The sequence below is a fragment of the Bacillus sp. F9_6S_D1_P_5 genome, from assembly GCF_054823925.1.
Genome location: NZ_JBTREW010000021.1, coordinates 30,445 through 45,464 on the forward strand (window position 1 = coordinate 30,445; position 15,020 = coordinate 45,464).

Here is a 15,020-nt window from a genome sequence, read left to right on the forward strand (position 1 = left end):
CATACAAATTTGCAGGTAAAGGTGATAAAAATGACACAATGCATCATTTGCAGAAAAGATACGAAAGAACTTAGTGAACAATATGTCATCCCAGAAATATTATGTGGATATTATTTCACAAACTCAATTTGTGATACTTGTCATGAACAAATGACAACAAATATTGATCGTCCCTTAATTCGGCATAAATTAAGCCAATATAAGATTGAGCAAATGAAAAAACAAATTGACTCCCCCCTCTATACGAATGAGCATGGCGAGGAACTTGCAGCTGCTGAGACAGATGTTGTTGAAGTAAGTGATGAAATACTTTATTCCAACGCATTAATTATGAAACTATGTAAAAAGCACGATATTTCACTACATAACGAAATTTGGAAAGAAGAACGTGTAACGAAGGTAGCTAGCTCTATTCAACGTGAATTACTTTTAGATAACCGTAAATACAAAATGAGTGTATTAAAAATGGCGTATACTTTCGCTGTACAATCTGTTGATGGCTATTTTGAAGATCCAGATGCGATTGATATTTCTAACATTCTATCAAACGCCGATTTCATAGAGTTAAAAGAAAAGAGCATCGTGCGCGATTTAAGTAAAAGTTCTTTATGGAATACATTAAATACAAATAGTGAAAACCATTACTTTATTTTATTAAGTGATAAGGATGGCCTGTTCTGTTTCATTCGTCTATTTGATATCTTTGATGTTGTCGTTCATTTATCAGAAAAGAGATATGAACTTCCATCACCAATTGTCGGTGTAAATAATGTAAGTAAGCAGGAATTTTATGTCCAAACTTTAAAACAGTATATGGATGGGCTATTTAAAGAAAAAACCCCTTCTATTTAATCGAAATCAGAACATACGGTCTCCTTTCTTGATGAAAAGACACTGTGTTATAATAAGTATGAAAAGAACAATACAATCACATAAACTAATTATTAATTGTATATAAATAAAAAAGACTAGTGTGCGGCTACACACTAGTCCACGTAACTTAGCAGATTGGATTGTTCATTTATCCTATTTGTTTCTTACAAACAAAACAACCCACATTCTATTGGCATAGGTGGGTTGTTATTTTTTGAGCTTGTCTATTAAAACGACGACGAACGTTAACAATGCAACGAGAAACAGTCCACCCTGCAGTAGCAACGCTATTTCACTCACGTATTATCACCCCCCTCCTACTTGGAGAAGTGATAATTGAACAACCAACCATACCTTAAGTTACTATTTAATTTTACCATATTTTCTAATAGTTTACGATGAAAACCCGCAAGTGAAATACTTGCGGGTTTTTTATCCCGTATTAACAAGCAGTAAACAAAATGGAGCAAAACATAGGTGAAATTGTCTGTTAATACCCGATTAGTTGAACTTTAGTTCTCACTATTTTTTTAATGCATATGCATCTGCAATCATTTCACCAATAATTTTATTTTTTTGATTCTTTTCTTCTTTCAATAAAGGAAATAACAGTTCTGCCACTTCATATGCTTCTTCTAAATGAGGATATCCTGATAAAACAAACGTATCTATTCCTAATCCTTCATATTCTTTTATTCTTTCTGCTACTGTGTGCGGATCACCTACAAGGGCAGTACCTGCACCACCTCTTACAAGCCCAATGCCCGCCCATAAATTAGGACTTATTTCTAACGACTCTCTCGAACCTTTACTTAAATGTGTCATCCGTTTTTGACCGACTGAATCATATCTTGCAAATGTTTTTTGAGCAAGCTCAATTGTTTCATTATCTACATATTGAATTAACCTTTCAGCCTCTTCCCATGCTTCTTCTTCTGTCTCTCTTACAATTACGTGTAGTCTAATTCCAAATCGTACGTTACGCCCCTTCTCTTCCGCAAGTTTTTTCACTTCATCTATTTTCTCTTCCACTTGCTCTGGTGGTTCGCCCCACGTTAAATATACATCACTATGTTCAGCTGCTACTTCTTTACCTGCAGCAGACGATCCGCCAAAATAAATTGGTGGATACGGTGTTTGAACTGGTGGGAACACAACTTTACTATCTGTAACTTTAATATGTTTTCCTTCTAAAGAAATACTTTCTCCTTGCAGCGTAGCTTTCCAAACTTTTAAAAATTCATCCGCTGCTTCATATCTTTCATCATGTTCAAGATACAATCCATCACCTTGCAATTCAACAGGATCTCCTCCAGCTACTACATTAATAAGTAACCTTCCATCTGAAATTCTATCAAATGTCGATGCCATCCTCGCTGCAACTGTCGGTGGCATTAGTCCTGGTCTAACTGCTACTAAAAATTTTAATTTCTTTGTTTCAGCAGCAAGTGCTGACGCTAATACCCATGGATCTTCACAACCTTGTCCCGTTGGAAGTAACACACCCGTAAATCCTAAATAATCGGCTGCTTGTGCAACTTGTTTATAATAACCATATTCAGCTGCTCTTCCTCTTTTTGTCGTTCCTAAATATCGACCATCTCCATAAGCTGGAATAAACCATAATAATTCCATTTTTTTGCACACCCCTTTATTATTTTGAAACGTATATTAAAGCGCTCTATATAAATTACCCCTAATAATTTATATGTTAATTCCCTGTCTCTCCTTTAAAATTATCTCGCCATCTTAAAAACTTCACTTCTAGTAAACGTACGAGTGAATCAGAAAACTTCCCAACGAATGCAAAAATAATAATACCGACAAATACGATATCTGTATTTGAAAATTGCCTTGCATCCATAATCATATAACCAATACCTTCAGTAGATCCCATAAGTTCTGCTACTACTAAACTCACCCATGCTACTCCTAAAGACAATCTAGCTCCAAGTAATAGATTCGGCAATGCAGCAGGTAAAATGAGTTTCGTAATTAATTTTCTTTTACTAAACTCTAATACTCTTGCAACATCAAATAGCTTTGAATCTACACCTCGTATTCCTAAAAACGCGTTTACGTATAAAGGAAAAAATGCACCATCCGCAATTAATAACACTTTTGATGTTTCTCCAAAACCGAACCATAATACGAAAAGCGGTGCCACAGCTAAATGAGGTACAGTTCTTAACATTTGTACTGACGGATCTAAATATTGCTCACTCCTCGTTGAAAATCCAACAATCGTTCCTAAAATAATTCCTAAACTCCCGCCGATAAAGAAGCCAGCCGCAGCCCTGAATACACTAATACTTAAATGGCCGAATAACTCTCCTGTTTTTATAAGCTCTTGAAAAGCTAGAAATATATCCAATGGTGTTGGTAATACTGTTTTAGAAACTAGATCGAACACTCCAGCTAACTGCCAAATAATTAATACGATAATCGGTATAGTAATCGCTCTTACTACCACTTTTACATTCGTCTTTCGCACTTTCTTTACATTCTTTTTGCCAATCGTTATACTTGCCCTTTTCATAACAGCTTTCGTATTCTCCAATTTACAAAACCTCTTTTCATTTCGCCTTTACTGCTTTTTCTACGAAAGAATTATCTACAACTTTATCTGTCTTAATTTCTTTCTTTATAGAACCGAGCTTATATTGAAAATCTGCTGTCTTTTGCTGTTCCTCTATTATGTCTTTCGTTACTGGAACTAAAATTGGTTTGTCATGATGAAACACTTCTTTTACAATGTCAGCATCTATTTTCTTTGCAGAAGTATATATTTTTATTGCTTCATCTAAGTTTGACTCTTGCCATACACGTGCTTTTTCATAAACTTTAAGAAACTTCTCAACTAATCCTGGATGTTCTTTCGCAAATTTTGTTCTTGCAATTAAAAATTCTGGTGAAGATACATTTAATCGTTCACCATCTGCAATAACCTTAGCTCCTTTATTTAACGTATGTAGTGAAATGAACGGATCCCAAATTGCCCATGCATCTACTGATCCTGATTCAAATGCGGGCTGCGCTTCATCTGGTTGCAGTTGAATGACATTTACATCTTTCGCATGGATACCTTCTTTTTCTAATGCTCGATACAATAAATTAAATGCGCTACTTCCTTTTGCTACTGCGATTTTTTTACCTTTTAAATCTTTTACACTCGTAATCTTGCTATCTTTTTGTACAAGAATTCCTGTTCCTTTCCTCGCATAACTTGTATTAGCAATTTCGGTAAATTCAATACCAGCTGCTTGCGCTGAAATAACCGGGGAGTTTCCAACTTCGCCAAAGTCTAATCGATTTGATGCGATCGCTTCAAAATAGGGAGGTCCGCTTTGAAACTCTGTCCATTTCACTTTAACTCCTTCTTTTTTAAATTCCTCTTCAAACCATCCTTTTTTCTGTGCTAATAATAACGGGCTTAACCCTTGCTGTATACCAATTTGTATTGTTGCATCTTCTTTCTTGCTACTCGCTGTGTTTTTTTCACATCCTAATAAAAATAAAGATATAGCTAATGCAAAAGAAAGAACTTTGCCTTTTTTATTCATATATAATCCACCCTTTCCTATATACTCGTTTGAATCAGTCCCCCGTGTTCAAACTGCTGCAATACTTTCGTACGAATTTCTTGGAATAATTCCGAAGTTTTACTACGTGGATAAGGTAAATTATTTTCAATCACTTTATGTATTTTTCCAGGCTTTGCACTCATGATGATAATTCGGTTTGAAAGATAAATTGCTTCGTCTATATCATGAGTAACGAATAACATTGTCGTTTTTTTCTGTTCCCAAATATTTAACAGTACTTCTTGCAAATGACTTCTAGTAAAAGCATCAAGTGCCCCGAATGGTTCATCAAGTAGTAATACATTCGGATCTCTTAATAAAGCTCTCGCAATCGCAACACGTTGCGACATACCGCCTGAAATTTCTTTCGGATAAGATTTTTCAAAACCGTCTAATCGAACGATTTCAACCCATTCCTTTACCTTATCTTTTACATACTCATCTTTTAACGACGAATCTGCAGCAATATTTTCTTCAACTGTTAACCACGGAAATAAGCGATGTTCTTGAAAAATAAAACCTTGTTTCTTACTTGGTTTTACGATTTTCTCCCCATCGATGATAACTTCACCTTCAAATTCGTTATCTAATCCCGCAACAATTTTCAAAAGCGTACTTTTCCCACAACCACTCGGTCCGATTACAGTGACAAAATTGCCTCTCTCTAAATGGAAATTAATATCTTCTAGCACTTGAACCGTACCAGTTTGTTTCGAAAAATATTTTGATACCCCATCAATTGAAACAGTCACTATTTCCCCTCCTTGAAATGATTCATCTAAATGAACAGATTCAATATTTATATAATAAAAAAACCAAAGGCATTTCATTACAAAATGAAATGCCTTTGGTTTCTCCAATCAGCTATTATAGAATTAACTACATATTATACAAATATTTCCGATAAGTCAACTAGGTTTTAATGAGCGATATTTATTTTTTATAAATTGTAGCAGTCTCTATAATGATTTTTGGAAGTGAGGTTTGAATTGTATGTAACACTGTATGTAGAGCTTTTTGTACATATCCATCTTCAAAGTGTTCTAACGGCTCAGGTAATTCATCCTCATCCAATATAAAAAATTCTCCACTTGGAAGTACCATAATATCAAGGATTAAATCTTCAAAGGATACCACTTCATCCGTTATACAAGTATTCTTTACAATATTAAAATAAGAACCTAGATAACTCCCATCCTGATTTCTCCAAACGTATAAATTATATGGACGATTCCTCCAGTAGTATGCAATTGTACAACTTCCTCTCGGGATCGTTAACTTCTTATCGTTCGCTTCCATTGTAAAAGAGTACTGTACTTAATGGTATAAAACAATTTCGTCCTGCTGCGCTTCTATTAGTAAACAAGCATGATCTACAGTTGTACCATCATAGCGGATTTTCCTTTCAATAATTTCAATCCCTGACGTATGTAAACAACTCAATTTTAAAATCCCCCCATTTATTTTAGTTCTTTCATTATATCCCTTTATATTTCCACTTAGAAAGCGTTCAGCCAATTTGTTACTTGTTTTTAAAGATATAAACTCATTTTCTACTTCACAAAAAAGCCCCTTCTAAATTAGAAAGGGCTTAAATAACATTATTATTTTATAACCCATGATTTATAAACCTTTACTTCTAAATGAAACTTAGATTCTGTTAACCAATCCACAGCACTACATACAAGAGGAGATGAATTATCTTCAGTAATACTCTTTATTGGAATCCATCTAGCGCCTATTGAATCTTGTCCTTCAAATTGTTCCGGTACTTTGAATTCACCTTCGCACCTTTCTACAAAGTAAAAAACTGCGATATGATGAACATGTGTGTACTCCTTAAATTTTGATGGAAATTGAAAATCAACTGTATCTATTTGTTTTACTACCTTCACTTTTAGCCCAGTCTCTTCTCTAATCTCTCTATGAAGTCCAGCTAGTAATGATTCTCCTTCTTCTAAACTACCACCAGGCAAATCATACCTATTTCTATATGGACCTTTAATTTTATCAATTACTAATAAGTTATTGTTTTCGATACAAATGCCATACACACCAAACGTACGATGAAAATTAGTAGCATTATTCATGCTTCAACTTCTCCATCACCGCATCATAAAACTTCCGTTCCTCATCAACATTTAAGTGAACACGACTTACTGTTTTAGAAAATCCATATAACAATTGCGCCTTCACTGACTCTTTTAGTGTTATTTCAAATGTTGGAGGTTCCTTTATAAATTCCATCACGGTTGCATCAAGAACCTCTTTCTCTTTCTTTAAAAGTTCTCCTTTATAAAACGTAATTTTATCAATTTGTGTAAATGGTATAATAATTTTCTTTCCTAATCCAATTTGAATGATTATCTTTTCTTCCGCAACAATAATTGGATTTTTTCGCATTGCTTGTATTTCAGCTAAAAAATAAAACATTGCATACACGTTTAAAATAAGTAAAATCCATGCTATTACTGGATTCCATTGATGAAGCAAATAATGAAAACCGATACTTTCTATTAAGGTTGCATGGATGATCATGATATATACACCTATTGCACCCGTCTTTTTGTGATATGAGTATACGGATTCACCTTCTGGTACTTTTACACGCCACGATAAAAATGCATAGTAAATTAATTTACACTCTGTTACAATGACATCTACTAATTTATTTCTTTTCATAGTAGCATGAAACGCTGCATCAATTGCATAAGAAAATGACGAATACTCTCTTTTATATTCTTTATATTTTTTTATTATGTTAGGAAGCATTTTAACAATTTTATATAGAAGGAATAACTCTACGCATACAAAAGCGATTTCTCCCGCAACTATAATATAAGAAACATATGAAAAAGCTTGTAAATAGTCACTTGGAATAATAAATCTTGCAAAGATATAACCAGCTATTACAACAGGTAATATATACGTTAACGAGTATCTTTTTCGAATTATAATGAAATACGTAATGACTGGAATTACAAACATACAATCTAACAAAGAACCAAGCACTACTTCTTTCGGAGCAGCTGGTACAATTGGAAGGGCATACAATACATAGTTTGATAATAAGAGAAAAGATATTAATCCAAACCAAATACCTTTTCGCCTTCGTGATAATGCGACATCCATACGTTCACCCTCTTATTTAAAAACCTCATCTAAATGGTCTTTATAAAATGAAATAGCAAGCTCAAACTCTTTTACTCCCTCTACTTTTACGACTGTTTCAAGTAATAATTTCATTGCGGATTCATGTTCGTTTACGTTATATTTTGCTAATGAGAGAAACACTTTCATCACGTCATTATCCGGAAACTGCTGCAAACCTGTTTCTAAAACCGTTATCGCTTTGTCATATTCACCTATACAACGATATGTACTGCCAAGACCGATATATGCATCGCAAAGTGACTCACCATCAAGTCCATTTACAATTGCCTGCTCATAATATGGCACTGCCTCTGTTTCAAGCCCCATTACATCATGTATCCAAGCGCATTGAAATAGCACTTCAGCATCTCGCGTAAAGTTTGTTAGCCCAATAAGTATCTCTCTGGATTGCGCATATTTCTTTTCATTTCTTAGCTTAATAGCTTGCTTTAATAAATGTTCCATAGAATCCACTCCTCACCAATTTTTCTATGTATCCATCTTGAATGGTTAACGTTCGTGTAAAAGTTAAATTCCCATAAATTAAAGTTTCGCTTACCTATATATATTATGCGGATTCATTCTTATCCAAATACTAAAAATTATAAAACAGTAATGTGATTACATAGTACTTCTAACCTTTTGACAATTTCTTTCGCTGTTTCATCTTTCCCATTACATAACTTCCCTTTACCGTCTTGTCCAATTACGTAGTGCACTGCTCCGCGCGAATATAAAGAATGTGGTGAATTTGCAATCATTATACTCGCATTCGCTTCCTGCATTCTATTTTTCGCTCTTTCGAACAGTTCTTCTTCATTTACATCACTTTCAAGCTTAAAGCCAACAAGTACCGTTTCTGGATCCCACTCTTTTATTTGTTTTAATACTTTTGGAGCCTTTTGAAAATGAATAATGGGCGCTATATCACTAGAAATTTTTCCATTCATATTAAGAACATTACCATCTTGATCACAAATTTTATCTACAACCCAATCTGATCCAGCCGCTGCCATAATGACCGCATCAACCTTTTCATGCGTAATTATACTCTTCATTTTATCTTGTAAATCAACAATTCCTTCAAATGGGTGTAATTCCAATTGATTATTTATATCGTTCGGTTTCTCAGCGAAATAACCGTGTAAATATATAACATGTGCCCCTTTACTTATAAGCTCTTCGGCGATTATTCTTCCAATTGTTCCTTTTGCCATATTCGTATGACCACGCACTTGATCCCATTTTTCTAAACAACCACCACTTGTAATTAATACCTTTTTCCCCTTCATTGTAACCATCCCTTACTTATTTTTCTTACGAAACCATTCTGTTCCAAAGTCAACTATATCACGCTGCTTCATAAGACGACACTTTGCGTTTCCTATTTTCCCATTTGTTACAGTTCCCTTTTGTTCAAACGCTACACCAATTTCTACAAACTTATCAGAATCGTAATCCATATCAATAAACTCTTTCCATACTCTTTCACCATTTTCTATAATAGGCGCCCCTACTTTTATTAATTCACATGCACCAGAACGTACTTCAGATAAATGTACAGACGTATTAGAGTCATATCCAACACCAATTAATAATATGTATCCATCTAAATCGTATATTTTTCTTAATGGAGATTCCTCTCCTAAACTCATCGATAGTGATTGATTCATCGTTATTTCTTCTGCATATTTCCCCCATGCAGCAAAACTTCCTAATGGGTGATTACTACGTACTACATTCGGATATGTACGAAAACATTCAACAACCTTCCCCATTGCTCTTGTTGGTGTTATATGTGGCTCAAATGCGGGTACGTTATCCCGAATAATTTGCCACCACTCTTCAGGTACAGGTGGTCTTGACCAATGTTTCGGATCAGATAAATCCGAAGATTGCGTTGGCATTATAATGGTTCCCTCTTCTGTAATAACTTTCATTAATGCCTCTACTACCGCAACTGCTCCGCCTGATACCCAGCCTATAGAACTTAGCGAAGAATGTACAATAACTGTCATTCCTTTTTCTAACCCTAATTTTCTTAAATCATTTGTAATTGTTTTAATTGTATTTGGCAATGGCGTACTTGCCACTATTTCATTCATTTTCACGATTGTTCCCCCATTTTGTTTTAAACTACTACATACATATATTATCATATTTTTCTTAATTTTTAACTTAATCATTTTTCTCAACACATTAAAATAGTAATATATTGATTTTATATAACTAAAGAAGAACAATGTAGGCGTCACATCAAAACAATAAAAGCACTCTGTAAACGAAAGAACCCATCAAAAAATGATGAGCTCTTTGTATCCTTTACCCTTCAATTGTGACCCCTGTAAACATCGATAAGTTTCCCGTTATTTTCTCACCTACACGTAAAAATAACCCTGCGGCTCTCCCGCTAATACAGTGTGAACCAATTAATAGTTTACCAGTATACGGACCATCCCATGTATCAATTGTATAGTCAGGCATTTCTATGTATTGCTGATATATTTTCCGCTGTTCAAAGTAATACGCTGTTTTATCTTCTGCTAAAAGCTCATCATTTCCGTATATCGATACCCCTCCGCCTTCACGGCCGTATAAGGGTTTAGAAACATAGGATTCATTTCTTTCTATAAACGGTTCATTTGTAAAATATGTTGGTAGGAAGAATGTCTGAATGATTCTTCTCTCTTCTTCCTCAAAGAAGACTCCTTCTTCGTAAAGTTGCCAAATTAATGCGAGTACACTTTTATTTTGCATAAGAAAAGCAGCTGGAGGATTTATGATTTTCACTCTTCCTTGCGCTATATGATCTAAAAACTGAAGTCCAATTCTTTTCCCATTTTTATCGGCATCTGAAACTAAATATTCAATTGGATATAGTCTATATAAATAATGAATTCGTTCACCATTTGGCGTATATATACCATCATCTGCAACAACGATATTTTGTATACCTATATAATCCGTTGATTGATCTAAACAATAGTTTCTTAAAAATTGAACTGTTTGATGGTCTTCATCGTGCCAATCATAACTAGTAAAATATATTGTCTCTATAGGACTTATATTATAGTCATGTTTAATTTGTTCCCACGCCTGCACAATATGCTCTTCTATATGATTCGGATGGTTCACATCATGATAACGGCACAACACTTCATTTGCGACTGATGGCTCTAAATAACCTGTTGGTGTGTCACAATTTACTTCTATTAACTTTATATCTTTCCCATTTACGATAAAGTCAAACCTTGTAAAATATGAAAACAAACCAGTGTGTTTCATTCTCGCAATTTCCCACGTTTCAGCTGGAAATCCTAGTGTTTGAAAATCTTCTGTCGTATTGACAATATATTGATACGTTCTATATAACACATACATTATCTCTTCTGTCGCTTTTGAAATAGCAGTATAAGTGTTCACCGGCATACGATACATACCCGTTGCCATATATTGATTCCATTCTTCTTTTTCTAATAGACTCGGCCACGTAAATCCATTCCGACCAGCCTCTTCCGCAAGTGAAAACCATACTTTCATATACTCTTTCTGCTCTTGTTCTGTAAACATGACTCCATTATCCTTTCATTTTAGGATCCCGCTGGTGCTTTTGCGTTTCCAATTCCACTGGAACCAGAATTCACTTTCGGTGTTTGTGTCGTAGATGATTTCGGTGTATTTGTATCCGGTGTCACTTTATTTGAGGTATTTGGCTGTTGTTTATTTAAATCCACTTTATTGGACGAGTTATTATTGTTACTGTTAGTTCCGCCGTAATACCCTCCACCACCGCTTCCACCAGTTCTATTTTGGTCTTTTTCACGATATGGAATAACATTATTTGCATACAGTTTCTTCATTAAATTTGGTTTTGCTGTATAATTCATATTTGAAGTTCTGCTTGCTAATAAATATCCTGCTACGAATGGAAGTATCGGTAAATGTGAATTTTCATGATACGATGAAAAAGACGGATTCATTTCCTTACATAACTCATCATTTTCTACATTTTCATTAGTAGGAGTTTTATCATTACAATTTAAAGTTTCTTGTTCATTTCCTTGTTTTCCACCATCTGTTTTAACAGCAGTACTTTCTTGTTGAGCAGTATCTTCTTCATAATCGCCACATCCAGTTAATAAGAAAGATGATACCCCTATTGAAGTAGCAATTTTTATAAATTTACTTTTATCCATTCTCATGTGTTATACACCTAATTTCTTTTATCTATATTTTTCCAGATACCTTTATTATATAATGTAAATCTTACTTTTTTTCAAACTATACCTTAGATTCACATTTTCATATTTTTATACTATTTTTCCAAGTAACAATGAAACCTTTCAATCCCCGGATATTTTTCTTCTAAACTTTTAACCTGAAAACCACTTTTCATATAAAATTCTACTGCTTCTTTGTCAGTCTCTGCTTCTACATAAGTCAATTGATGTATTCTTACTACTTCCTTTATCATTTGCAACGCAATTCCTTTATGACGATATTGCGGAACGACTGCAATGTGGCAAATTCTCGCTTTATTAGCTCCAATTATTTCAATGCCTATGCAAGCTGTTTCTTCAAATTTATAAAAAGTCCCTTTATTCCTTCCATAAAATAAGACTGCTTTCTTTAAGCTAGTTTCACTTGGACCAATTGCATACTGTAGTACATGTAAAATTGAATCTTTTTCAATTTGTTCAACGTGTTGTAAATTCATACTTCCATCCCTTTCTATGAAAAAAGATTAGCTCTTCATAAAAAGAGCTAATCTCATTACGCCGTTATTTTTTCTTCTTTTTTCACAACGACCGCTACATAACTATGTAGTATCATTCCGATAATAACGAGGCTCATACCAATCCAAGATAAAGATGATGGAATTGGCGCAGATAGCAAAATAAGCTCTCCTACTAGCGCAAATAAAACTTCACCGGACTGTGTTGCTTCCACTGTTGCTAGTTTTTGTGGATCATCTTTTACAAGATCTGTCGCAAAGAAGAATAGTACTGTCGCGATTAAACCAGAACTAACTGCTACAATAAAACATTGGAAAACTTGGCTACTTGACGGTAGCCCACCTGTTGATACTTCATAACCAGATAATAAAAACCAAAATGGTAAACTTGCTAATGTCATACCAAGAACTCGCTGAAATACATCTAATTCGCCTTTACAAACTTGCATCATTTTTCGGTTTCCAAGTGGATATGCAAACGCTGCAATAAGTACAGGAACTACACATAAAACGGTTTCTCGAATTCCTAATGAAGAAGCATGTTCTACTTGCATGAGTACAACACCGCATAAAATAACCCCAGACATAACTAATTCCTTCATTGGAAGTTTTTTATGTAATGGATCTACTGCAAAAAATGGTGTTAACAAAATTCCTGCGACAATCGTAATTTGCCATGTTGATGCAACAAGCCAACCAGGTCCAAAAGCTCCAGCAAAACTAAGTGGTGCATAGAAGAGACCAAATCCTACGATACTCCACACTAGCCATTCTTTCGGATTATTTTTCATATATTGAAAGAGTTGCTTTAAGTTACCTCTATACAAGACAATAAGTAACAGCATCGGAACCATAAAGTAGTACCGTAATGATGCACTCCAAATCCAGCTTCCACCTTCTAAGTCCATCGCCCGGTTTAAAACGAAGGTAAAGGCAAAGAAAAATGATGCCAATATCCCTACTGCAATAGCTTTCATTATAAAACCCCTTGTTTAGTTTCTTCTTAAATACTATACAACAAAATGAATATAATTAAAATTTGCAATCTTTAATTTGGACATAAACTAGCTCTATATAGTTTTCTCAATCGACTAATATGAGCTTGATGGTACCGATTATGATCTGCTATATGCCATATCCCCCATCTTATAGTCGCATTTTCTCCCTTTTCGTAAAAAATTTCTCGTGTTAAATCATATTCTGTTAGTTTCATGCATTCCTCATAAAACATATGATGCACTGCTTCATAATCTTGCATTAATTGTTGCAACCTCTGTTTTCTTAAACTTGGCAGTTCTCCTGCATCATTTAACATAGGTCCATATATATTTTCAAGTGCCATTGGAACTGCCTCTCCTTTTAAACGGTACACCCAGTGTAAATCAACTACCGCTAAATGCTGAAGTAGTTGCCCTATACTATTTTCATTATATTCTGACCCTTTAAAAGACAATTCTTTCTCATCAATACCTTCTACTAACTTTTGCAATCGTTTATATGTATCTGTAACCGTCGCATACAAAATCGCTACTTGCGGGTTCATATTTTTTTCTAAATGGAGGTCTCTCATACAAAACTCCCTTTCTTACAAGAACAACACCATATATTCATCGTCACTATATACACCGTTCATTTTTAAAGCTCTTTTCTCGATTCCATACGTTTGAAAGCCCATTGATTCATACAACTTTTTTGCTGGCTCGTTTGTGGACACAACACCCAATTTCAATTGTTCCAAGTTTAGTTCTCTTGCTCTTTCAATTGCCTTACGTATTAACTCACGCGCAAGGCCACTTCTTCGATTGCTTGCATCTACATACATCGCAACGATATGACCTTTATGTTTATACGCCTCTTTCTCTTCTGTTAGTAAAGTAACCACTCCAACTAATTGATAATCCTCATTAAAAGCACCAAATGTACAGCTAGTAGTAGCTGTTAAATTATTTTCCACTCGCTTAATAGGATTTTCTTGACGAATCGCCTCCTCATAAGTTGTTACAAATGCCTCTGGATTTACTTGTAATGCTTGTAAACGTAACTCCCAATATTGTTTCGCATCCTCTTTCGTAAGTAATCGAATCATACTATTCCAGCCCCTTTAAGTTAACATAATATTTTTATAAACTACCATTTATAGATTTGTATTCTTCTCTTAACATACTATAACGATAACGATGAATGAACTTTCCTTGACGTAATCGATCATTTCTCATTAATCCTTCACAAATAAATCCAGTCTTTTCATAACTCTTTCTAGCTTGAAAATTATCTTCATCTACACGTAGCCAAACTTTTTCTAATTCAAATTCAAAGAATGCTTCATGTAACATACTATATAGGGCCGCTATTCCGTACCCTTTCCCCCAGTATTCTTTATTACCAATCGCGATTCCCAGTTCTGCATTTCTATTTGTTTTATCAAAGTTTTTCAGATCTACCCATCCAATATGTATGCCGTTCTCTGTAGTGATTGCTCTTTGTTCATAACCATTTTTTCGATTTATACATGCTTCAATCCATTTTTTCGTATCTTCCCGAGTGAATGGTGGATATTGATCGGGTACAACTAAATGTTTCGTTACTTTTCTATCTAATGACCATTGATATCGATCTTCTACATCATTTAGTGTCAGTTCTCTTAATTGCACGAATGGTACATTCACTTTGCTATC

The 15,020-nt window shown here is 34.4% G+C and carries 18 protein-coding genes and 1 pseudogene; 1 reads left to right on the forward strand and 18 read right to left on the reverse strand.

The genetic code is table 11. From position 1 onward, the window contains the following. Positions 1-30 precede the first annotated feature (30 nt). Positions 31-852: an HNH endonuclease gene (locus tag ACUXEY_RS22070; protein ID WP_429603345.1), complete on the forward strand. Its 822-nt coding sequence runs from the start codon at positions 31-33 to the stop codon at positions 850-852. Positions 853-1,080: 228 nt separating this feature from the next. On the opposite strand, the gene ACUXEY_RS22075 is transcribed toward ACUXEY_RS22070, so the two are convergent. The 18 genes and pseudogenes from ACUXEY_RS22075 to ACUXEY_RS22160 form a co-directional block, all read right to left on the reverse strand. Then, a complete protein-coding gene (locus ACUXEY_RS22075; RefSeq protein ID WP_001289320.1) occupies positions 1,081-1,173 on the reverse strand; it encodes a putative holin-like toxin in 93 nt (30 codons plus the stop codon). Between the two features lie 222 nt (positions 1,174-1,395). Continuing rightward, complete coding sequence (gene ssuD, locus ACUXEY_RS22080; RefSeq protein ID WP_461301599.1) at positions 1,396-2,508, reverse strand: FMNH2-dependent alkanesulfonate monooxygenase; 1,113 nt, start codon at positions 2,506-2,508, stop codon at positions 1,396-1,398. A 76-nt stretch (positions 2,509-2,584) separates the two neighbouring features. Further along, positions 2,585-3,433, reverse strand: coding sequence for an ABC transporter permease (locus ACUXEY_RS22085; protein WP_461301600.1), 849 nt, complete (start codon positions 3,431-3,433; stop codon positions 2,585-2,587). A 16-nt stretch (positions 3,434-3,449) separates the two neighbouring features. Then, complete coding sequence (locus ACUXEY_RS22090; RefSeq protein ID WP_461301601.1) at positions 3,450-4,436, reverse strand: aliphatic sulfonate ABC transporter substrate-binding protein; 987 nt, start codon at positions 4,434-4,436, stop codon at positions 3,450-3,452. Between the two features lie 17 nt (positions 4,437-4,453). Further along, on the reverse strand, positions 4,454-5,209 hold the full coding sequence (locus ACUXEY_RS22095) for an ABC transporter ATP-binding protein (protein WP_461301602.1): 756 nt from the start codon (positions 5,207-5,209) through the stop codon (positions 4,454-4,456). Positions 5,210-5,390: 181 nt separating this feature from the next. Continuing rightward, positions 5,391-5,900: pseudogene (locus ACUXEY_RS22100) on the reverse strand (DUF402 domain-containing protein). A 161-nt stretch (positions 5,901-6,061) separates the two neighbouring features. Beyond that, positions 6,062-6,547, reverse strand: coding sequence for an NUDIX hydrolase (locus ACUXEY_RS22105; RefSeq protein ID WP_461301603.1), 486 nt, complete (start codon positions 6,545-6,547; stop codon positions 6,062-6,064). Continuing rightward, positions 6,540-7,589 carry a hypothetical protein gene (locus tag ACUXEY_RS22110; protein ID WP_461301604.1) on the reverse strand — a complete coding sequence of 350 codons (1,050 nt, stop codon included), beginning with the start codon at positions 7,587-7,589 and terminating at the stop codon, positions 6,540-6,542. The genes ACUXEY_RS22105 and ACUXEY_RS22110 overlap by 8 nt, the downstream gene beginning before the upstream one ends. Before the next feature lie 12 nt (positions 7,590-7,601). Further along, positions 7,602-8,075, reverse strand: a complete 474-nt coding sequence (locus ACUXEY_RS22115) for a tetratricopeptide repeat protein (RefSeq protein WP_461301605.1) — start codon at positions 8,073-8,075, stop codon at positions 7,602-7,604. Between the two features lie 137 nt (positions 8,076-8,212). Continuing rightward, positions 8,213-8,902 carry a phosphopantothenoylcysteine decarboxylase domain-containing protein gene (locus ACUXEY_RS22120; RefSeq protein WP_429603355.1) on the reverse strand — a complete coding sequence of 230 codons (690 nt, stop codon included), beginning with the start codon at positions 8,900-8,902 and terminating at the stop codon, positions 8,213-8,215. Between the two features lie 12 nt (positions 8,903-8,914). Beyond that, the gene (gene aacC / locus ACUXEY_RS22125) at positions 8,915-9,715 is read right to left on the reverse strand and encodes a BA2930 family N-acetyltransferase (RefSeq protein ID WP_429603384.1); all 801 of its coding nucleotides are present in this window, start codon (positions 9,713-9,715) and stop codon (positions 8,915-8,917) included. Positions 9,716-9,932: 217 nt separating this feature from the next. Then, complete coding sequence (locus ACUXEY_RS22130; protein WP_461301606.1) at positions 9,933-11,180, reverse strand: glutathionylspermidine synthase family protein; 1,248 nt, start codon at positions 11,178-11,180, stop codon at positions 9,933-9,935. 20 nt (positions 11,181-11,200) lie between these two features. Continuing rightward, positions 11,201-11,812 (reverse strand): hypothetical protein, encoded by a 612-nt coding sequence (locus ACUXEY_RS22135; RefSeq protein ID WP_461301607.1) that lies wholly within the window; start codon positions 11,810-11,812, stop codon positions 11,201-11,203. Positions 11,813-11,925: 113 nt separating this feature from the next. Then, positions 11,926-12,327: a GNAT family N-acetyltransferase gene (locus ACUXEY_RS22140; protein WP_461301608.1), complete on the reverse strand. Its 402-nt coding sequence runs from the start codon at positions 12,325-12,327 to the stop codon at positions 11,926-11,928. Positions 12,328-12,383: 56 nt separating this feature from the next. After that, positions 12,384-13,322 (reverse strand): DMT family transporter, encoded by a 939-nt coding sequence (locus ACUXEY_RS22145; protein ID WP_461301609.1) that lies wholly within the window; start codon positions 13,320-13,322, stop codon positions 12,384-12,386. Between the two features lie 71 nt (positions 13,323-13,393). Next, on the reverse strand, positions 13,394-13,915 hold the full coding sequence (locus ACUXEY_RS22150; protein WP_461301610.1) for a DinB family protein: 522 nt from the start codon (positions 13,913-13,915) through the stop codon (positions 13,394-13,396). Positions 13,916-13,930: 15 nt separating this feature from the next. Next, positions 13,931-14,431: a GNAT family N-acetyltransferase gene (locus tag ACUXEY_RS22155; protein ID WP_461301611.1), complete on the reverse strand. Its 501-nt coding sequence runs from the start codon at positions 14,429-14,431 to the stop codon at positions 13,931-13,933. 34 nt (positions 14,432-14,465) lie between these two features. Further along, a complete protein-coding gene (locus ACUXEY_RS22160) occupies positions 14,466-15,011 on the reverse strand; it encodes a GNAT family N-acetyltransferase (RefSeq protein ID WP_461301612.1) in 546 nt (181 codons plus the stop codon). Between the last annotated feature and the right edge of the window lie 9 nt (positions 15,012-15,020).